Raw genomic sequence first — 17262 nt, 5'->3', positions numbered from 1 at the left:
CTTATATGGCGATACCGCCGTCAACACGGAGGACTTCGCCAGTTACATATTTTGCAGCCGCAAGATATACTGCTGCATCTGCCACATCATCTGGTTCTCCCATTGTTTTGAGGGGAATCATTTTCAGAAGTGGGTTGTCTGTCTGGTTACCTGTCATATCGGTTGCGATAAAGCCGGGGGCAATCGCATTGCAGCGTATCCCTTTAGGAGCAAGTTCTTTAGCCACAGATTTTGTCAGACCTATCAGACCTGCTTTGGATGCAGAATAGTTGCACTGCCCCGCATTCCCCATCAATCCTGCAACCGAAGTAATGTTAATGATACAACCCTCGCGGCCTCTGATAAACAAGCCTGCCATATGGCGGATCATATTGAAAGCGCCTTTTAGATTTGTATCCAAAACTGCGTCAAAATCTTCTTCTTTCATCATAGCAAGCAGACCATCGCGGGTAATTCCGGCATTATTAACGAGAATCTGTGCTGTACCAAAATCTGCTTTGATTTTTGCGACGGTATTCTTTGCTGCGTTAAAATCTGCCACATCACACTGATAAGCTCTGGCTTCTATAGCATATTCCAGCCTGCATTTTTCACAAATACTTTCTGCGGCAGTTACATTGCCTGCATAGATTACGGCAACATTTACACCTAGAGACGCCAGTTTATATACAATTGCTTCACCGATACCACGAGAACCTCCGGTTACAACTGCTGTTTTCCCATTCAACATACTTCCACCTCCGCAAGATATTCTGCAGCGCTTACGGCTTTTACATCTGCGCTGATTTTTTTGATCATATTAGTAAGTGTTTTACCGGGACCTATTTCAATGAAAGTATCCACGCCGTTTGTTTCCATATTTCGGATTAATTTCTCCCACTGTACAGGATTGCAGATTTGTTTTGAGAGCAGACCGGGAACATCATCTTTGTACGGCTCTGCCGTCATATTGGAGTAGAGCGTGATCGTTTGTTTTTTCACGTCTGCACATGATAACTCTTGGGCAAAAGCCTTTGCCGCTTCGTCCATAAACGGTGAATGAAACGCCCCTTTTACTTTCAGGGGAACGGCTCTGCCGCCTGCCTCTTTTACATCTGCAAAGAAATCGTTCATTTGCGAGGAAAGACCAGATATGGTGGTCTGTCCGGGACAGTTGAAGTTTACAGGATAAATATCGGAATATTTACTGCATATTTTCTGTGTCTGCTCTGCTGTGAGCTTCACAACTGCAGCCATAGAAGTATCGAACTTTTCAGCTTCATGCTGCATCAGTTTTCCACGTTTGCAGACAAGCCGAAAACCTGTTTCGTTATCGAATGCTCCGCTAACTGTAGCTGCGACCACTTCTCCAAGAGAAAAACCTGCAACTGCGTCTGGAACAATGCCCTTTTCAAGCAATACACTTGCCTCAGCCAGTTCTATTGCAAAAAGGCAGGGCTGTGTATTCTTTGTTTCTTTTAATTCTTCTTCTGTGCCGTAAAAGCATTGAGCAGAAGTACCGGGACGGATTCTGTCGCATAGAGCATAAATTTTCTTTGCGACCGAGTATTTTTCCCACAGCTCTTTCCCCATTCCAGGATATTGATCGCCTTGACCAGAAAAAACAAATGCTATTTTACCCATTGTGATGCCCTCAGGAGGATAGGCGCGGCTTCCTCCACAACTTCCTTAACAATTTCTGCCGCGGGCTGCTCTCTTTTTACCATGGCGGCGATCTGTCCTGAGAGGAAACATCCCTTTTTGTTATCGCCCTCCTGAACAGCAAGCCTTAACGCTCCGGTTGCCAGTTCTTCTAGTTCTTCATTAGGCATACCGCCGTATTCTGCCTTGGAATATTCTCTTGCAAACTGTGTTCTGAGACTACGGACCGGATGCCCCAGACGTTTTCCCGTTACCATCGTACAAAGGTCAGTAGCCTTTAGGATTTTTTCTTTGTATATATGATGAATGTCACACTCATTTGCTGCGAGGAAGCGGGTTCCCATCTGCACGCCCTGAGCTCCCAGCATAAATGCTGCCGCAACGCCTCTGCCGTCTGCAATGCCTCCTGCTGCGATAACGGGCAGGGTAGTAGCGTCGCAGATTTGCGGAACAAGAACCATAGTAGTCAGTTCACCTACATGCCCGCCGCTTTCGCCGCCTTCAGCGATAAGGGCAGACGCGCCGAGCCGGGTCATCAATTTTGCCAGAGCCACAGAAGCGACAACGGGAATTACCTTGATACCTGCCGCAAGCCATTCCTTGATGTATTTGGAAGGATTGCCCGCACCTGTAGTTACGACTTGAACTTTTTCCTCAATGACAACTTTAGCTACTTCATCTGCAAAGGGACTCAGCAGCATAATATTTACGCCAATCGGTTTATTGGTGATATCCTTGGCGATGTGAATCTGCTGTCTGACATAACTGGCAGGAGCATTTCCTGCAGCAATAATGCCAAGACCACCGCCATCGGAAACGGCGGCGGCCAGTTTGCCGTCAGCGATCCAAGCCATACCACCCTGAAATACAGGATATTCGATACCCAGCATTTCACAAATTGCTGACTTAATCATAAGCATTAACCCTGTTTGCTCTGGATAAACTGATCCAGATCGTCGATGGTTTCTACTTTCTGATCCAGGTCGATTTCGATACCAATTTCGTCTTCGAGATTCATAAGAAGTTCTACTGTATCAAGAGAGTCGATACCAAGTTCAGAGAATCTGCTTTCCGGTTTTACAGCAGAAACATCACAGCCTGTGCGTTCTGCAACAATTTTAGCGATAGCGTCAAAGTACATAATAAATTGCCTCCAAAATAATTTTTCAAGCAGTTTTCTGCTGCCTGTAGCAATTGATTATAGCAACCTGCCGTTCCTACAAAGAGACTATTGCGTTCTTAAAGCGTTCCAAATTTATAAATAATTTATGAAATCGGGGATTTACGAAAGATATTAAGAGCTATAAAAACTACTTTTTCAAGTGGACTGGGATCAGTCCACTTGAAGCGTAGAATCATAGCAGCAGATAGAAACAAGGGTGGAATACTATTTTAAAGTACCATGTTTATTCTCATGCTGTGCGATCGCCTGCCGGATTAAATATAAAACTTCTCCATTTATGGAACGCCCGTCAAATTCAGCAAGACTTTTTAATTTCTTATGAGTTTCGGAATCAATACGTAATCCTAGATGTTTATTTTTTTCCATAACTTTTCCTTTCTACTTGAAATAAGTACAAAACGAGTACAATATATAAATTAAGTACATTTTAAGTACAAATTATAAAAGAATGTTACAAATAGACTTGTTTTAAGTACACTATATTTTGTCAAAAAGGGGAAAAAGTATGAGCGGAAAAGAAAAGCAATATTATGAAATCGGTAAGTGCCATTTGTGGATTGTCGTTGTAATTATGCTGTCTGTTATTGCAATCACATATTTTAGACAGGATTTGTTTGAGATATGGCTGCATCAACAGGGAAGAGAGTATGTGGTTTATAAAGGGATTGAATCCATCTTGGAAGATGAAGGAGAGTGTTATTTATGCTTTAACAGTGACCGCAGTTTAATGGGATATTATCGAAAATTTGATACGATTGGTTTAATATCACTCAATGATTGGTATGTAGTAGATTTTGGTTTGAGAGAGTGCGGCGGGCAAGGAAATGCTTTAGAACATGATAACGCCCATACATCTACTCATATGACAAATACGGGTGAGGTATCTATTATGATATCTAGTTCGCCTGTCAGGGGGATGGCGTCGGTTAATGTTAGTCTGCCAGAGAATTATAAACCGGATATAAAAATGTTGCGAGAACATTTATGCTAGGTGTGTTTAGATAAGGTTATTGATTCGCTGGAAATATCTAAATGGAAATACGAGAAAAAACAAGCAATTCCACTGTGCCTGGTGGACTTTGAGACACTGGAGATTTATTCCTTACAGGACTGGCATATGGGATGTTCTATAAGGGATTATTGGGTTGATATGAGATATGATGAAGAAAAGGTGGAAGTTCGTGTTTATTATCTTCCAATAAGGAAATAAGCAGATAATCGTGGATAATATTTTTTTAAAAATCCATGATATGCTTTTTGGTTAAAATCTGCGGCGTTTTTTTGGGTTGTAATAATCTGAAAAATTCGATAAAATATAATTTATCTTATTGATTATACAGGAGTTTTCTATGGGAATTAGAAATATCAAACTTACCATTGAATATGACGGAACCCGTTATTATGGATGGCAGTCTCCAAAAAAGAACAACATTGCCACAGTTTCAGGCAGAATAGGAGAAGTGCTTCGGAGAATGACAGAGGAAGAAGTGGCGCTGTTTTGTGGAGAAAAAACAGATCCAGGCGTACATGCACTTCAACAGACTGTGAATTTTAAAACTTCTTGTCAACTGCCAGAAGAGGAAATCAGACGGTATTTGAACCAATATCTTCCGATGGATATTGTGGTCCGTGATGTGACAGAAGTTCCAGAACGGTTTCATGCAGAGTTAAATCCTCATAGGATTACTTATCGATATGAAGTGTTAATTGGAGATACGGAAGACGTATTTCAACGCAAATATGTAGATTTTAGAACAGAGATGCCGAATATAGAGCAGATGGAAAACGCAGCAGAGCGATTGAAAGGATGTCATGATTTTAAAGCATTTTCAGTGGCAAAAACAAAGAAGTCAACAGTAAGAGAAGTTACGGATTTACAGATTTTAAATATATCATTGGATGCACAGCCTTTGGGGAGCTATGCATGCAATATAGAATATAAGGCAGTTTATATCATTATAAAAGCAAATGGTTTTCTAAAGCAAATGCCACAGAAAATAATTGGAACCCTTTTAGATATCGGGTATGGAAAGAGGGAAGCTGCGAGTATTGAGCATATTTTCGAGGGGAGTGCACCGGCATCAGTAGATTGTACAAATCATGCGTTGTTTTTGGAAGAAGTAAAATATAAAGAAAAGCAATAATAAATTCGTGGGAGGAAGATGAGTATGGATATTTATTTTGCAGCGCTTTATTTCTTTGTTTACAGCTTTTTAGGTTGGTGTACCGAAGTCGCTTTTGCGGCATGCAAGGAACGCCGCTTTGTCAACCGCGGATTTCTGAACGGTCCGTTTTGCCCGATTTATGGATTCGGTGTGTCTCTGGTTATTGTGTTTCTGACATCATATCGTTCAAATCTGGTATTTTTGTATATTGCTTCCGTTTTTCTTGTTACAGTGTTAGAAGGTTTGACTGGATGGGCAATGGATAAAATATTTCACAATAAATGGTGGGATTATTCGGATATGCCGCTGAATATCGGTGGATATGTGTGCCTGATCTTTTCGCTTATATGGGGTGCTGCCTGCGTGGCAATTATGAATTTGATTCATCCGCTGATACATAAAGGGCTGACATTTTTGCCCCATACACTGGGAATTGTATTGATTATATTGCTGGGAATTCTGCTCATTGCAGATACTTGTGTAACCGCTTCAGCAATCTTCAAGTTCAACAGGCAGCTGGAGCATATGGAAAAGATCGCGGCAGAGCTTCACGAGCTTTCCGAACAGCTTGGTGAAAATATTTATTCAACCACAGTCCGCGTGATGGAAGCAGCAGATGATATTCAGGAAAAGACCCAGGACGCTGTGGAAGAATTGCATGATCTGCGCCAGAATAGAGCAAAGATTGTTCGTGTGAAAGCGCAGAAAGCTATGGAAGAGATTTATGAGCGCCGGCAAGACACTGTCGAGAATGTCCGTGAGCATATAGAGGATTTGAAGAGGCGCTACAGCGAGTTAAATCAGAGTACAGGGAAAGTTACAAAACGTCTGCTTTGTGCATTTCCATCGCTGGAATCCCGCCGGCATAAGGAACGCGTCAGTGAAATACGCCGTCAATTAAAAGAAAAACAGAAAAAATAACACGGAATCATTCTAAAATTTGGATAAGGGAAGAAATATATTATAACCGTAAGTATGTCTTTGAAGAGATATACTTACGGTTTATATATACTTCTACTTTCCATGTTTCAAAAGCATCGTTCTGACCATTGCAATCATTCGGTCCATCTGTGCCTGCTCTTCTTTTGTTTTTCCTTCTTTCAAAATCTCTAAAATCAGATTGATTTCCTCCGAGGTAAATTGTATGCCCTTTTTGTTTGCGTTAGTGATCAAAGCCATCAGAATCGGAGCCAGATCCTTGCCGGATTTCCCATTCGTCTGGGAGGCTGCCATCCGAATCAGTTCCAGTTTTGCTGAATCCATGTTTTTCAGAAGCGGGTTGTTCATCCATTCGTTCATAGTCATCATCTCCTGTCTTAGAATTTTCCTGATTTTCATTCCCTGAGAACATTCCCTGATACATTTGGAACATTTCTTGCTGCTCAGGGGACAGCATACCCATCATCATGTCCATCGGATTCATACCGCCTGCGTCCGAAGAATCATCAGAAGGAGCAGCAGAGGTTTGAAACATCTGCATCATTTCCATTATATTCATGATATTGTGAAATGTATCTGCCATCTGTGCTTGTTCTGGAGGCAGATAGGGTGCAATCTCATCCAGCAGCTCTGCCGGTGAATCCGGGAAATGTCCGAGGGACTGACTTTTCAGCAATTGCCCGGGGCGTTTAAGAATGGAAATGGTGTATTGCAGTTCCATGAATTTGACCATAATCCAGAGAGAGGAACCACTACCCGGACTAAGATAGGGAAGCAGCAGTTTCAGTATGCTGAATGGATATGGAGTTGTTAATTCATCAAAGGGCGTCATTGGTCTGGGTGTTTTCTTTTCCATAAAAAGCTCCCCTGTTCTCTCTTCTGATATATATATGCTGAATAAATTTGGAAATACCGGAAAAACTAAAAATAATTTCTTACATAGTATAAATGTAGAAAGAATTCTATCGCAAAATCTGTAAAAGGGTTTTATGTATAGAAAAAGGAAAGGAAGGTATTGAAAATGAAAAGAAAACTGATTATTGACGGAAATGCAGTCTATGAGATTGATGAGGAGTGTATGGTACGGCAGCGTTTACAGAAAACAGACGAATTACCTGAAAAGGTGGATCAGAAGAAAGGTAGAGAAAAACAGATGAATCGTGTGGAAAAGTAGAAATATAAAACGGTTCAACGTTTTTACAAAAAAATTTGTAACAGAAAACCCCGGTGCCGAAGATGACACCGGGGTTTTTCGATTACCTTACATCCGGCAGACTCTGCCGGATGTAAGGCTTTAGAAAAGAACAGAATCAGCGTTATACTTGTAGGTAAACCTACAAACAGCAACAGAATTAGCAGCCGCATCCTCCACAGCAGAAGAGAAGCAGGATAATCCACAGACAACTGTCATTGCCCCAGCTGTTACCACAGCCGTTACCGCATCCGCCGCCAAATCCGCCGCCGCAGCAGCACAGAAGCAGGATGATCCACAGACAGGAATTGTTTCCTCTTCCGAATCCGCCGCCACACTCATTATTTTCGCATCCGCATCCACAGTTTGTAGCACTTAAATCACTCATTGTAAATCCTCCAAAAAAATTGTTTACACTTCATACTATGTGAGTGATGAAAATGTGTGAGGGATATAATGAAAAATTTTTAAAATTATATAGATGGCACCATGCTTCGCCCCGTATTCTCCCGCTGAGGTATTAGTGTAATATCGAAAATCTAAGGGCTTATTGAACTGTCATTTTTTATCTGTTACAATACAAATGTCTAACGACAGTTTTTTAGAGGAGGCAGGAAATGAAGAAAATAAAAATTGCGTTTTTTGATATTGACGGAACTTTAATTGATCTTAAGACAAAGAGGATTTCTGAGAAAATGTTGGAAGCTTTAGTGCGCTTGAAAGAAAAGGGAATTCTTCTTTGCCTTGCGACCGGAAGATCGCCGATGGCTCTGCCGGATTTTAAGGAAGTTGAATTCGATGCTTTTTTGACTTTTAACGGTTCCTATTGCTATACTCCTGAAAGGACTATTTTCAGCAATCCGATTCCGATAGAAGATGTTAAGCAGTTGATTCAAAATGCAGCAGAGATTGGCAGACCGGTTTCCATTGCAACAAAAAACAGGCTGGCAGCGAATGGAACCGATCAGGATTTGAGTGATTACTATGCAAATGTAAAACTTGAAGTGGACGTTGCCGATGATTTGGATATGGTGCTTGGAGAAGAAATTTATCAGGTAATGATGGGGTGTTATGAATCGGAGTATGAATGTATGATGAAACATATCAGGCATGCAAAAATCACTGCATGGTGGGATAGAGCGGTAGACATTATTCCGGCTGACGGAGGAAAAGGGAAAGCCGTTGAGAAAATCTTAGAATATTACAACATTGATAAATCAGAGGCAATTGCATTTGGAGACGGGAATAATGATATTGATATGATTCAAAGCGTTGGTACAGGAGTGGCGATGGCAAATGGTTCCAAACAGTTAAAAGCCGCGGCGGATGTTGTGTGCGGAGCTGTAGCGGAGGATGGGATATATTATTATTGTTTAGAGCATGGGTTGATATGATGGGAGTGGGAAAAGAGTTATCGGAGATGTCTTTAGAGGAATTATGGGAACTGTTTCCCATATTCCTTGTTGCGCATAATGATAAATGGAATGTATTCTATAAGGAAATGGAAAATTTCCTGAAAAACATATTGTCTGAATGTCCGGTTAAGAGAATCAGCCATATTGGAAGTACAGCTATATCCGGGATATGAGCGAAAGATATTGTGGATGTCCTGATTGAAGTATTCTGGGATTCGGATATGGAGACTACTGCGAGGGTGATTGAAAAGAACGGATTTATTCGGATGTCTACGGAAGTAAACAGAATATCATTTAATCGGGGATATACAAAAAACGGGTTTGCTGACAAAGTGTTTCATCTACACCTTTGTTATGCTGGGGATAATGATGAACTGTATTTTAGAGATTATTTGAATGAGCATACACAGATCGCTGAAGAATATGAAGCAATGAAGCTGCAGTTGTGGAAATTATATGAGCATAACAGGGATGCGTATACGAATGCAAAGACAGAGTTTATCAGGAAATGGACAGCCGAAGCAAAAAAAGTTTATGTGGGAAGATACTAACAACTGTTACGACTTAAGGGATGGAATGCTAATGTGAACGTTGCAGGTTTACATAAATCTGTTATAATGAAAATAAAGCACAGGAGACTGCACATAAAAAAGCATAGACACGCAGGAGTAATCTGATTATGAGAGTACAAGAAATTGTAAGGAAGCCGATGACGGAGGCGAAGTATCTAAATGTAGATAATACGGACAGATATCGCCCCATCATTCGGCTTTTTTATTTAAAATATGAAAAGTTAAAATATTGGCTGTATCAGGAAGAGGTATATGAAGAACTGAAAGAAGATGCATATTTTACAGAATATACATCCGAACAGTGCCAGCAGGATCTTGCGGCTTTGACTGCATGGGGAAATCTGTTGACGATTCAGGACACAAGAAAAGTATCAACAATTGAAGAGTTTAAGAATAAAAAATTCCGTTATCAGCTTTCGGAGGCTACGGTAGAGATTGAAAGAATGGTTATCCGTGTTGAGAATCTGTTTATTGAAAGTTCATCGCTGGAACCGACGCTTCTGGAAAGAATCCGGATCAGTCTCAACAGAATCCCTGAAATACTAGAAAAAGAGCAGGAAAGTATTTATGCATGGTGGAACGACCTTAATAATGACTTTATCCGTTTGAATCAGAACTATCAGGATTATATGCGGGAATTAAACAGTGTAAAAGCAGAAGAAATGATGAAGACAACAGAGTTTCTTGTGTTTAAGGATCATCTGATCGAGTATTTGAGAAGCTTTGTAAAGAGCTTGCAGAACAATGCGGCGTCCATAGAGCAATGTCTTAAAAATTTGGACAGGAAGATGCTGGAGACTTTATTGGATCAGATTGTATTGTATGAATTGTCTATTCCCCGAATGGATGTGGAAGTGAGAGAAGATCTTCTCGTTGATAAGATACAAGGACGCTGGAAAAGTCTGCAAGAATGGTTTTCTGGTACAGATGGGAAGGAGTCAGAAGCGGCGAAAGTGTTCGATACGACAAATGAGATTATCCGGAAGATCACAAGATACGCGGCGAGAATCAGTGAAATGAGTAACAGTGGAGCGAACCGCAGAGAGGAGTACCATAAGATTGCGGTGATGTTTTCAAAATGCAGTGATATTTATGAAGCACACAGACTGGCGGCTTCTGTGTTTGGAGTTGAGAAGCCGCTCCATTTGAAAGGGCTTCTGGGGCGACAGACGGAGAGCATTAACAGCGGCGTATTTGAGGAGGAACCCCATGTTATTACAGTGACACCGAGAGTGCGTACATATAAGGAAAAGTCAAAGCGGAGTGAAATTATCGATCGTTCCAAAGAAAAAGAAGAGCTGCGGATCGCTACGATAGAGAGACTGAGAGAAGAACAACGGCTGCTGAAAAGTTATATTCAAAATAATCGTCTGGATTTTGCGTCACTTCCGGAGATTGAACCGCATGTAAGAGATGTGTTTCTGACGTGGCTTTCCAAAGCGCTGGAGAACAGAAGTCTATGCGGCAAGACGGAGGAGGGGCAGGTTTATCATGTGGAACCTCCGGCTGATCATGAAACCTGTATTATAAAATCGCCAGACGGCAGGCTGCAGATGCCGTCATATACAATTGTGTTTGAGGAGAAGCCATGAAAACTCTGGAAATTTTGTTGGAAAAACGGTGGATTTTAAAAAGCAGAGACAGGGAGTTGTATTATCAAGTTAAAGATGAGCTTGGAACGGTAAAGAAGTTCTTAATGGAAAAGCTGGGATATCAGGTGATCGTAAATCCTTATCTTGTGAAGGTGGAGAAAATGCCTGCGAAACCGGAAAACTGGATGGGAATCATGGAGTTTACACAGAAGATAGAATATGTGTTTTTTTGTATGATTTTGATGTTTCTGGAAGAAAAAGAGGCAGAAGAACAGTTTGTGCTTTCAGAACTCACTGAATATGTACAGGGGCAGTATCAGGAAGAGCAGATTGATTGGACAGTATACCGGTATCGGAGACATTTGATTAAAGTTATTAAATATTGTGTGAATTGTGGGATTTTGAATTTGAACGATGGAAATGAAGAGAATTTTGCAAAAAACGACACTGGTGAAGTCCTCTATGAAAATACGGGGATTTCCAGATATTTTATGAAAAATTTCACACAGGATATTATGGGATATACCTGTCCGGAGGATTTTGAAAAACAAGAATGGATCGATGTGAATGAAGACAGAGGTATTATCAGAAGACAAAGGGTTTACCGCAAGCTGCTGATGACCATGGGAATGTATAAGAGTCCTGAGACAGAAGAGGACTTTGCCTATGTGCGGAATTACCGAAATATGATTCAGGGAGAATTGGCAGAGCTTTTTGAATGTGAGCTTCATGTACATCGGACAAGCGCCTTTCTTGTGCTGGGGGAAGAGTGCCGTATGGGGAGATGTTTTCCTGAAGAAAATACGCTGTCAGATATTGTGCTTCTGACTCATGGAATCATAGATGAGTGGATACAGGAAGGGGAAATGATTCCCGGGGCGGAAGAACAGATACAGGTTCCAAGGGAAGTTTTCAGGGAAATACTGGAATGCTGTAAAGAACGATATGGAAAAGGTTTTATAAAAACTTATCGGGAGATGACAACGGGAGAATTCTGTGAAAGTGTACAGAACTATATGATGGAGCTTGGTTTGATTGTTATAGAGACAGGGACCGTCAGAATAAGTACGGCTGTGGGAAAGGTAATTGGGAAATATCCAAAAGAGTTCTTGGAGAACGGAGGAAGAGATGAATAGTAAGTGGCGGATACACAGAGTAGGACTTTTGGATTTTTGGTTTTACGATGAGGAAGAATTTTATTTTCTGGATGGAAGAATGCTTTTGAGGGGAGCAAATGGTTCAGGGAAATCTGTTACAATGCAGAGTTTTATTCCCCTTCTTCTGGATGGGAATATGCGCCCGGAACGTTTGGATCCATTTGGCTCCAGAGCGCGTAAAATGGAAAATTATCTTTTGGAAGAAAATGATGAACGGGAAGAACGGACCGGTTATCTGTATATGGAGTTAAAACGGACAGAAAGCGATGAATTTCTTACGTTTGGGATAGGTATGCGGGCAAGGAAGAACAAGAAACTGGAATCATGGTATTTCTGCCTGACAGATGGACGCAGAGTCGGCAAGGATTTTTATCTTTATAAAGAGGGGCAGAGTAAGATTGCCTGTACAAAATTGGAATTGCGTAATCGGATCGGCGGCGGAGGTCTTGTCATGGAAACCCAGGGAGAATATTCTCAGTGTGTGAACCGGATCTTGTTTGGATTTGAAACCCAGGAGGAATATAAAGAGCTGCTGGATTTATTGATTCAGTTAAGAACGCCAAAACTTTCCAAGGATTTTAAACCTACGGTGATCAATGAGATTTTGAGTAGTTCCCTGCAGCCTCTTTCAGAAGACGATCTGCGTCCGATGTCGGAGGCAATCGAAAATATGGATAACCTCAAGACAAATTTGAATACGCTGGATGAAAGTATCCATGCTGCGGATCAGATTGAGAAGGTATATGATCAGTATAATGAAATCACGCTGTATGAGAAAGCGCGATGGTTTACAAAATCTGTAGAAGAGTACGAGAAATTAAGAAAAAGGGCAGAAGAAATCAGAAAAAAGATTATAGAATGCAGACAGTCATGGGAGGCAGAAAAGAAGCGTTATGCGGAGTTGAAACAGGAAGAAAAAATTTGTATAGAAGAGAAAGAGTCCTTATCCGACAGTGATGCGGCAAAGTTAAAAGAAAGGGAATTTCATATCCGAAATGAACTGGAAGAACTGAGAAAAATGATAATCGGAAAGAGACGGCTGGAAGCGGAAAAACAAGAAAAATATCAAGAAACGGAGCAGAGACTCAAAGGTCAGTCTCAGCAGAATGAACTGCTTTGGGAAGTGATTGAAAAGCATTTGGAGGAAATGGAAGATGAGATAGAGGGTATTCCCTTTGATGATTTTGCGTTTTTAAGGAAAGAACTGGAGGAGGCAAAGGGGGAAGAATATTCTTTTGTATCTCATAAGGAGTTGCTGAGAGATTATATACAAAAGGTCGAACGGGGAAAAACAGTACTTACAAAAGAAAAGGAGTGTCAGGAGCGGTACAGCAGGTTTTTGCAGGAGCTGGATTCATATCAGGAAGAGAAGAATCGTGCGGAACGGGAAGTTTTGCAGTATGAGAATCAGCTTCATGAAATAAAGCAGGAAGTGATCGAACAGATTTATCGGTGGGAAAGAGAAAATGAAGAACTACATCTACAGCCGGAAACACTGCAGAAGATGACCAGAGCAATTGAAAGCTATAATACAGAAACGGATTATTGGAATATCAGAGGACTTGCAAATGGTGAGTTTGAGCAGAGAAATCGAGAGATTTCAGAGGAAATGCTGAAATTGCGTCAGATACTGTCAGGAAAGCGTGCGGAGCAGGAACAAGTCCGTGAAGAACTGGAACAGTGGAAGAATAAAAAAGACCCGGAGCCGGAACGGACAGAAGAAGTAGAGAAAAATCGGACACTTCTGCAGGAAAAAGGGATTCCGTATTTGCAATTTTATAAGGTGATAGATTTTGACAGTAAACTGAGTGAAACGCAGCGGGCATATCTGGAAGAAGCGCTTGTTCAGATGGGGATTTTGGATGCATTGATCGTTCCGGAGGAATACAGGGAGCAGGTACTCTCCATGGATGAGGGAGTATGTGACAGGTATATTTTCAGTGATGTTTCCTATGTCAGAAATAATATCATGGATTTGCTGGATGTGGACAATGAGGAGGAGAATATTCTGCTGTACCAGAATGTTTCAAAAATTCTCACGTCGATTGGATGGAAAAACGATGGGGATCCGGCAGATGGAAATGGGTCATGGATTGACAAAAACGGTAATTATGGGATGGGCATCATAGAAGGAACCGTTACCAAAAAATATGCACCGTGCTTTATCGGAGCACGTGCAAGAGAGCAGTACCGTTTGCAGAAGATTCAAGAACTGGAAGCAGAATATCAGCAGATTGAGGGCAGCATTCAAAGTCTGGAGGAACAGTCGGAAGGATTGGAAAAAAAGAAAAACCGATTGGAGACCGAATGGAGAAGCTTTCCGAAAGAACAGGATTTGAAAGTGGCGGCAAAAGAGCTGGAGAGAAAGACAAGTGTGCTGGAAGAGGCAGGGCGTAAAGTCCGTAAGCAGAAAGAATTTGTAGAAAAAGAGAGAAAAGTATTGGATGAAGTGCGGATGCGGGTACAAGAAGTATGTCAGAAATGCTACTTGTCTCCAAGACTGGATTTGTTTACGGAAACAGCAGCCGCTTTGGCAAGCTATAAAGAATTGCTTACAAATTTGGAGATTGACTATGGGAATTATGTCAATGGAATCAGTTTCATAAGGGTACAGCAAGAATATTTGGAAGAAATTGACGCAGTACTGGATGATATACGTTATGATCTGAACCGTATGATACAGAACGAACGAGAGAAAAAAGGGACGCTGGAATCCATACTCGAGCAGCTTGCGCTGACGGATTATGAGAAAATCAGGGAGAGACTGGAGTGGTGTATCGAACGTCTTGGGAAGATGCCGCTGGAAATCGAAGAATCTGTCAGCAGGAAATCTGCGCTTGAAACAACGGAAAAACAGCTTCTGGAAAATCAGGGTGATATAGAAATAGCTGTTGGTAAGGCAAGAACACAAAAAGCATGGCACTGCCGTTCCTTTGAGCTGGAATATGGACTGGGGTATGTAGAGTGCAGTTATGCAGCGAAAGAAGATGCAGAAGAACTGGCTGGGAAAATATGCAGTATGTTTTCAGGAAAATTTGGAAACAAAAAACAGAGTGAAATAGTGGAAAGCCTTCAGGAGGCATATCATAAAAACAGAGGCTATCTGCTGGAATATCAGATTACTCTTCAAGCATTATTTGGAGAAATAGATGAAGAAGCCAGAGCATTTGGCATAAACATGAGGCGGATCGACATTTCTGCAAAATATCGAGGGACGACTGTAAAGTTTAAAGAATTAATCGCAAGGATGCAGGAAGATGCAGAAGTACAAAGAAAACTTTTAAGTGATAAAGACAGAGAGTTGTTTGAAGATATTCTGGCAAATACGATCAGCAAGAAAATCCGCGGGAAGATTCAGTCCAGTAAGCGATGGGTAGAAAAAATGAATACACTTATGGAATCTATGAAAACTTCCAGCGGACTCACTTTAAGCCTTCGGTGGAAAAATAAGCGTGCAGATAAGGAAGAACAATTGGATACGAGAGCGCTCGTGGAACTTTTGCAAAAGGATGTTGAGATTATGCGTCCGGAAGAGGCACATCAGCTTTCAAGGCATTTCCGTTCTAAAATTGATGAGGCGAGGAAGTCAGTAAATGATGTGGGAAATGTACAGTCGTTCCATGCAATTATGCGGACTGTTCTGGATTATCGTCAATGGTTTGAATTTCAATTGGAATGTCAGAAGACAGGAGAGAAGAAAAAGGAACTGACGGACCGTGTATTCTTTACCTTTAGCGGCGGCGAGAAAGCTATGGCAATGTATGTCCCCCTGTTCTCGGCAGTAGTGGCTAAGTATGCCGGAGCCAGGAAGGATGCGCCGTATTTGATTTCTCTGGATGAAGCGTTTGCCGGAGTAGATGAAATGAATATTCGGGATATGTTCCGGCTGATGGTAGAATTTGAGTTTAACTTCATGATCAACTCACAGATTTTATGGGGGGATTATGATACAGTACCTGGGCTTGCGATTTATCAGTTAGTCCGGCCGGAGAATGCAAGATATGTTACCGTGATACGTTATGTCTGGAATGGAAGTATAAAAAGTATGGTGACTGAAAAGGATTTACAGCATGGATAAAACAGAGCAAAAAGTGAAGTTAGAGGAGTGCGTATCGTATTTTAAAGAACGTCCTGTATATAAAAAACTGTTCCTGAAAATGAGAGAGAAATACGAAGGACTGGGGCGTTTTGGGGGAACCGTATGTCTTACCGGGCTTGACAGGGAAGAGAAAAACCAGTTAGGCGGCTTTTTCCAAAAGGATTATACGTCTAACAAAACAATCTCTATTTCTGCAAAAAAGATGGAACAATGTCTGAAGGACAGTAAATTTTCGGAATTCACATGGGAAATAATCCTGGAGGCTTATTTCAAAGAATCTCTGATAGGAAGAAAGGAAATTGAGCGGCGAAGATCTGAGAAAAGAGAGAGTTATTTTGCAGAATTATTGGTATATTTTTCTGGACATGAGGGCAGAGCATGGCTGGAAAGTGTGCTGACAGAGCAAAAAGAAGGATATCTGCTTTTGATGCAATTGTATAAAGAAAATCAGGAAAATCTTACAGATATATTGAATCATGTGATGCAAGGGATTTTGGAATTGAAGATGCTGCAGGATAAAAAGAAAAAAGAATTACTGGCAGTGTTCTCGGCAAAGGCAACAGGAAATCCACATTATTTCGATGAAGGAAAGCAAGGGGAGAAACTGCTTTTTGCCTATATCAGGAGTCAGGTTTCTGATGTGAAATCAGAATCTCTTTCCAGGGTGGAGTATAAAAATAAATTGTATTACGAGGCGGGAATCCTAAAGGACGAGGTGTCGAATGACGTATTGGCATATGGAATTCACGGTTGGAAGGCGGATGGAGAACTTCATGAGGGGATCGAGGGATTTCTGAAAAATAAGGAACCGGTGAAACTGACATTACAGACAATTGGGAATCTGCAAAAAATCTGCGGTCAAGAGAAGCGGGTATATGTTGTAGAAAATCCGGCAGTATTTTCAGTATTGGTCGGCGAACACCCGGAATGGACGATTGTATGTGGAAACGGACAGCTTCGGCTGGCGGTGCTTATTCTTATGGATAAGTTTACTAAAGACAGTGTTTTCTGGTATGCCGGAGACTTTGATCCGGAAGGGCTGTTGATCGCACAACGCCTAAAAGTGAGATTTCAAGACCGGCTTATATTATGGAACTATCATGTGTCCTGGTATGAAAAATATTTATCAGAGGTTGAGCTTACCGAAAAAAGAGTAAAAAAACTGGAACAGGTTTATATCGGGGAACTTCAGGAGATGAGGGAAGCGATGTACAGAAAAAGAAAAGCAGCGTATCAAGAAACTATGATAGGTCTGTTATTATATTGATATCGGATTGTGTTTTTGACAGCTTCCTTATCTGACCGAA

At 41.3% G+C, this 17262-nt stretch carries 18 protein-coding genes and 1 pseudogene; 11 read left to right on the top strand and 8 right to left on the bottom strand.

Features of this window, described 5'->3' with window-relative positions:
* Nucleotide 1: 1 nt before the first annotated feature.
* The 5 genes from NFS18_RS05100 to NFS18_RS05080 all read right to left on the bottom strand — a co-directional run bounded on the left by NFS18_RS05100 (nt 2) and on the right by NFS18_RS05080 (nt 3190).
* On the bottom strand, nt 2-730 hold the full coding sequence (locus NFS18_RS05100; RefSeq protein WP_251388605.1) for a 3-oxoacyl-ACP reductase family protein: 729 nt from the start codon (nt 728-730) through the stop codon (nt 2-4).
* A complete protein-coding gene (gene fabD / locus NFS18_RS05095) occupies nt 724-1623 on the bottom strand; it encodes an ACP S-malonyltransferase (protein ID WP_251388603.1) in 900 nt (299 codons plus the stop codon). Before fabD ends, NFS18_RS05100 begins: the two co-directional genes overlap by 7 nt.
* On the bottom strand, nt 1611-2552 hold the full coding sequence (gene fabK / locus NFS18_RS05090; protein ID WP_334301855.1) for an enoyl-[acyl-carrier-protein] reductase FabK: 942 nt from the start codon (nt 2550-2552) through the stop codon (nt 1611-1613). Before fabK ends, fabD begins: the two co-directional genes overlap by 13 nt.
* 8 nt (nt 2553-2560) lie before the next feature.
* Nucleotides 2561-2782 carry an acyl carrier protein gene (locus NFS18_RS05085; RefSeq protein ID WP_331477522.1) on the bottom strand — a complete coding sequence of 74 codons (222 nt, stop codon included), beginning with the start codon at nt 2780-2782 and terminating at the stop codon, nt 2561-2563.
* A 246-nt stretch (nt 2783-3028) separates the two neighbouring features.
* Entirely contained in the window at nt 3029-3190 is a 162-nt protein-coding gene (locus NFS18_RS05080) for an Arc family DNA-binding protein (protein WP_251388599.1), read from the bottom strand.
* A gap of 139 nt (nt 3191-3329) precedes the next feature.
* Between NFS18_RS05080 and NFS18_RS05075 the strand changes: the two genes are divergently transcribed.
* From NFS18_RS05075 to NFS18_RS05060, 4 genes are all read left to right on the top strand, one after another.
* The gene (locus NFS18_RS05075; RefSeq protein ID WP_251388597.1) at nt 3330-3815 is read left to right on the top strand and encodes a hypothetical protein; all 486 of its coding nucleotides are present in this window, start codon (nt 3330-3332) and stop codon (nt 3813-3815) included.
* Nucleotides 3816-4034 (top strand): hypothetical protein, encoded by a 219-nt coding sequence (locus tag NFS18_RS05070; protein ID WP_251388595.1) that lies wholly within the window; start codon nt 3816-3818, stop codon nt 4032-4034.
* 139 nt (nt 4035-4173) lie between these two features.
* A complete protein-coding gene (locus tag NFS18_RS05065; RefSeq protein WP_251388593.1) occupies nt 4174-4968 on the top strand; it encodes a tRNA pseudouridine synthase A in 795 nt (264 codons plus the stop codon).
* 24 nt (nt 4969-4992) lie between these two features.
* Complete coding sequence (locus NFS18_RS05060) at nt 4993-5910, top strand: putative ABC transporter permease (RefSeq protein ID WP_251388591.1); 918 nt, start codon at nt 4993-4995, stop codon at nt 5908-5910.
* A gap of 93 nt (nt 5911-6003) precedes the next feature.
* Here NFS18_RS05060 and NFS18_RS05055 read toward each other — a convergent pair whose 3' ends face one another.
* Together NFS18_RS05055 and NFS18_RS05050 are read right to left on the bottom strand one after the other, a co-directional pair.
* Nucleotides 6004-6252 (bottom strand): hypothetical protein, encoded by a 249-nt coding sequence (locus NFS18_RS05055; RefSeq protein WP_251388588.1) that lies wholly within the window; start codon nt 6250-6252, stop codon nt 6004-6006.
* The gene (locus NFS18_RS05050) at nt 6152-6784 is read right to left on the bottom strand and encodes a hypothetical protein (protein ID WP_251388586.1); all 633 of its coding nucleotides are present in this window, start codon (nt 6782-6784) and stop codon (nt 6152-6154) included. Before NFS18_RS05050 ends, NFS18_RS05055 begins: the two co-directional genes overlap by 101 nt.
* Before the next feature lie 165 nt (nt 6785-6949).
* Here NFS18_RS05050 and NFS18_RS05045 point away from each other — a divergent pair, with 165 nt between their 5' ends.
* Nucleotides 6950-7102 (top strand): hypothetical protein, encoded by a 153-nt coding sequence (locus tag NFS18_RS05045; RefSeq protein WP_251388584.1) that lies wholly within the window; start codon nt 6950-6952, stop codon nt 7100-7102.
* Between the two features lie 178 nt (nt 7103-7280).
* Here NFS18_RS05045 and NFS18_RS05040 read toward each other — a convergent pair whose 3' ends face one another.
* The gene (locus NFS18_RS05040; RefSeq protein ID WP_251388583.1) at nt 7281-7508 is read right to left on the bottom strand and encodes a chorion class high-cysteine HCB protein 13; all 228 of its coding nucleotides are present in this window, start codon (nt 7506-7508) and stop codon (nt 7281-7283) included.
* A gap of 229 nt (nt 7509-7737) precedes the next feature.
* Here NFS18_RS05040 and NFS18_RS05035 point away from each other — a divergent pair, with 229 nt between their 5' ends.
* The 6 genes and pseudogenes from NFS18_RS05035 to NFS18_RS05010 all read left to right on the top strand — a co-directional run bounded on the left by NFS18_RS05035 (nt 7738) and on the right by NFS18_RS05010 (nt 17222).
* Entirely contained in the window at nt 7738-8514 is a 777-nt protein-coding gene (locus NFS18_RS05035) for an HAD family hydrolase (RefSeq protein ID WP_251388581.1), read from the top strand.
* Nucleotides 8511-9086: pseudogene (locus tag NFS18_RS05030) on the top strand (GrpB family protein). The gene NFS18_RS05035 and the pseudogene NFS18_RS05030 overlap by 4 nt, the downstream one beginning before the upstream one ends.
* A gap of 128 nt (nt 9087-9214) precedes the next feature.
* Nucleotides 9215-10699: a TIGR02677 family protein gene (locus NFS18_RS05025; RefSeq protein ID WP_251388579.1), complete on the top strand. Its 1485-nt coding sequence runs from the start codon at nt 9215-9217 to the stop codon at nt 10697-10699.
* Nucleotides 10696-11835: a TIGR02678 family protein gene (locus tag NFS18_RS05020; RefSeq protein WP_251388576.1), complete on the top strand. Its 1140-nt coding sequence runs from the start codon at nt 10696-10698 to the stop codon at nt 11833-11835. Before NFS18_RS05025 ends, NFS18_RS05020 begins: the two co-directional genes overlap by 4 nt.
* Nucleotides 11828-15934 (top strand): TIGR02680 family protein, encoded by a 4107-nt coding sequence (locus NFS18_RS05015; RefSeq protein WP_251388575.1) that lies wholly within the window; start codon nt 11828-11830, stop codon nt 15932-15934. Before NFS18_RS05020 ends, NFS18_RS05015 begins: the two co-directional genes overlap by 8 nt.
* Nucleotides 15927-17222, top strand: coding sequence for a TIGR02679 domain-containing protein (locus NFS18_RS05010; protein ID WP_251388574.1), 1296 nt, complete (start codon nt 15927-15929; stop codon nt 17220-17222). The genes NFS18_RS05015 and NFS18_RS05010 overlap by 8 nt, the downstream gene beginning before the upstream one ends.
* The last annotated feature ends 40 nt before the right edge of the window (nt 17223-17262 follow it).

The organism is Mediterraneibacter agrestimuris (genome assembly GCF_943193195.1).
Classification (GTDB): Bacteria; Bacillota; Clostridia; order Lachnospirales; family Lachnospiraceae; genus Schaedlerella; species Schaedlerella agrestimuris.
The sequence above is the reverse complement of the archived record's forward strand: the minus strand, read 5'-3'. Positions and strand labels throughout refer to the sequence as shown.

Bases quoted from the DNA above. Each gene is read 5' to 3' on its own strand.
- NFS18_RS05100 (WP_251388605.1), bottom strand. From the start codon at position 730: ATGTTGAATGGGAAAACAGCAGTTGTAACCGGAGGTTCTCGTGGTATC.
- fabD (WP_251388603.1), bottom strand. From the start codon at position 1,623: ATGGGTAAAATAGCATTTGTTTTTTCTGGTCAAGGCGATCAATATCCT.
- NFS18_RS05085 (WP_331477522.1), bottom strand. From the start codon at position 2,782: ATGTACTTTGACGCTATCGCTAAAATTGTTGCAGAACGCACAGGCTGT.
- NFS18_RS05080 (WP_251388599.1), bottom strand. From the start codon at position 3,190: ATGGAAAAAAATAAACATCTAGGATTACGTATTGATTCCGAAACTCAT.
- NFS18_RS05075 (WP_251388597.1), top strand. From the start codon at position 3,330: ATGAGCGGAAAAGAAAAGCAATATTATGAAATCGGTAAGTGCCATTTG.
- NFS18_RS05065 (WP_251388593.1), top strand. From the start codon at position 4,174: ATGGGAATTAGAAATATCAAACTTACCATTGAATATGACGGAACCCGT.
- NFS18_RS05060 (WP_251388591.1), top strand. From the start codon at position 4,993: ATGGATATTTATTTTGCAGCGCTTTATTTCTTTGTTTACAGCTTTTTA.
- NFS18_RS05055 (WP_251388588.1), bottom strand. From the start codon at position 6,252: ATGGATTCAGCAAAACTGGAACTGATTCGGATGGCAGCCTCCCAGACG.
- NFS18_RS05050 (WP_251388586.1), bottom strand. From the start codon at position 6,784: ATGGAAAAGAAAACACCCAGACCAATGACGCCCTTTGATGAATTAACA.
- NFS18_RS05045 (WP_251388584.1), top strand. From the start codon at position 6,950: ATGAAAAGAAAACTGATTATTGACGGAAATGCAGTCTATGAGATTGAT.
- NFS18_RS05040 (WP_251388583.1), bottom strand. From the start codon at position 7,508: ATGAGTGATTTAAGTGCTACAAACTGTGGATGCGGATGCGAAAATAAT.
- NFS18_RS05035 (WP_251388581.1), top strand. From the start codon at position 7,738: ATGAAGAAAATAAAAATTGCGTTTTTTGATATTGACGGAACTTTAATT.
- NFS18_RS05025 (WP_251388579.1), top strand. From the start codon at position 9,215: ATGAGAGTACAAGAAATTGTAAGGAAGCCGATGACGGAGGCGAAGTAT.
- NFS18_RS05020 (WP_251388576.1), top strand. From the start codon at position 10,696: ATGAAAACTCTGGAAATTTTGTTGGAAAAACGGTGGATTTTAAAAAGC.
- NFS18_RS05015 (WP_251388575.1), top strand. From the start codon at position 11,828: ATGAATAGTAAGTGGCGGATACACAGAGTAGGACTTTTGGATTTTTGG.
- NFS18_RS05010 (WP_251388574.1), top strand. From the start codon at position 15,927: ATGGATAAAACAGAGCAAAAAGTGAAGTTAGAGGAGTGCGTATCGTAT.